This window comes from Limnobaculum eriocheiris (genome assembly GCF_021010575.1).
Classification (GTDB): Bacteria; Pseudomonadota; Gammaproteobacteria; order Enterobacterales; family Enterobacteriaceae; genus Limnobaculum; species Limnobaculum eriocheiris.
In genome coordinates this window covers 1-813 of record NZ_JAJNAG010000102.1, presented here as the reverse complement: position 1 = coordinate 813, position 813 = coordinate 1, and the positions used below count along the sequence as shown (strand labels likewise).

The following is an 813-nucleotide window of genomic DNA, read 5'->3' as shown; positions in this document are numbered from 1 at the left end:
TAAGGACGGCGATTATCTGGTGCTCTGTGAATCGGATTTTACGCATGGTGATCTCCTCAGGGGACATAATCAGTATGTCAGAAGATCTCTAAAAGTGAATGGGTCGTTTTGATGGGATACTTACACTCCTTTTCTTAACTCCATTATTGGTATCTGGATAATCCGATCGTAATTCTCAGACAACCAACTTAATCTTTCCCAAATCTTGATGAAATAACTTGAGTTTAAGCAACTAACGAAGCTATTTGTATTTTCATTCGCACAAAATGATTTTCCATTTTCATCATAGCGAACATCAATTAGCCCTTTTTTAATAAAAAACAAAATCGACTTAGGTAACAACTCTCTCCGTTGTGCAATTTCTGCTAAATGATTTGGGACTGCAGGATGAAGGTTTGATGGCCCATTGAATTCGCTCGAATATAATAGCGCGTAATCTAATAATACCAGTTCATCTATGTCGAATTTCTCACCTTCCATACTCGACAGTATTAGTGCGACTCTAGTTGCCAATTCAACATCACTATTAAATATATTAGGGGCTTTAAGTTTTACTTGTTCCATTTTAAAGAACCTTTATTCACCAATTGATGGCAAGCACCTTTCTTATCACGAATACTCATGTATAGATTCAATGGATGCGCAGAGAATGAAACTTGTGTTACGTGATTCGAGATAGCCAAATATTGGTCGTGACGCAGATTTAGTGGTAATGATTGATCGTCAGATACCATCCGATGATCTTATCGTGCATTTCTTCTGACTTTGAGAAGCAGATAGTCTTGCGGGTCAACCGTTTAAGATGGGTTCGCA

At 37.8% G+C, this 813-nt stretch carries 3 protein-coding genes; all 3 read right to left on the bottom strand.

The annotated features are described in order from the left end of the window. Positions 1-120: 120 nt before the first annotated feature. Positions 121-564 (bottom strand): ABC-three component system middle component 2, encoded by a 444-nt coding sequence (locus tag LPW36_RS17665; protein WP_230611896.1) that lies wholly within the window; start codon positions 562-564, stop codon positions 121-123. Continuing rightward, entirely contained in the window at positions 552-734 is a 183-nt protein-coding gene (locus LPW36_RS18055; RefSeq protein WP_420844818.1) for an ABC-three component system protein, read from the bottom strand. The genes LPW36_RS17665 and LPW36_RS18055 overlap by 13 nt, the downstream gene beginning before the upstream one ends. Further along, positions 704-813: IS1 family transposase (locus LPW36_RS17660; RefSeq protein WP_230608631.1), on the bottom strand; the 110-nt coding region annotated here is incomplete at its 5' end. The genes LPW36_RS18055 and LPW36_RS17660, both read right to left, overlap by 31 nt.

Excerpts from the sequence above, each read along its gene's own strand:
- LPW36_RS17665 (WP_230611896.1), bottom strand. The coding sequence starts at position 564 with ATGGAACAAGTAAAACTTAAAGCCCCTAATATATTTAATAGTGATGTT.
- LPW36_RS18055 (WP_420844818.1), bottom strand. The coding sequence starts at position 734 with ATGGTATCTGACGATCAATCATTACCACTAAATCTGCGTCACGACCAA.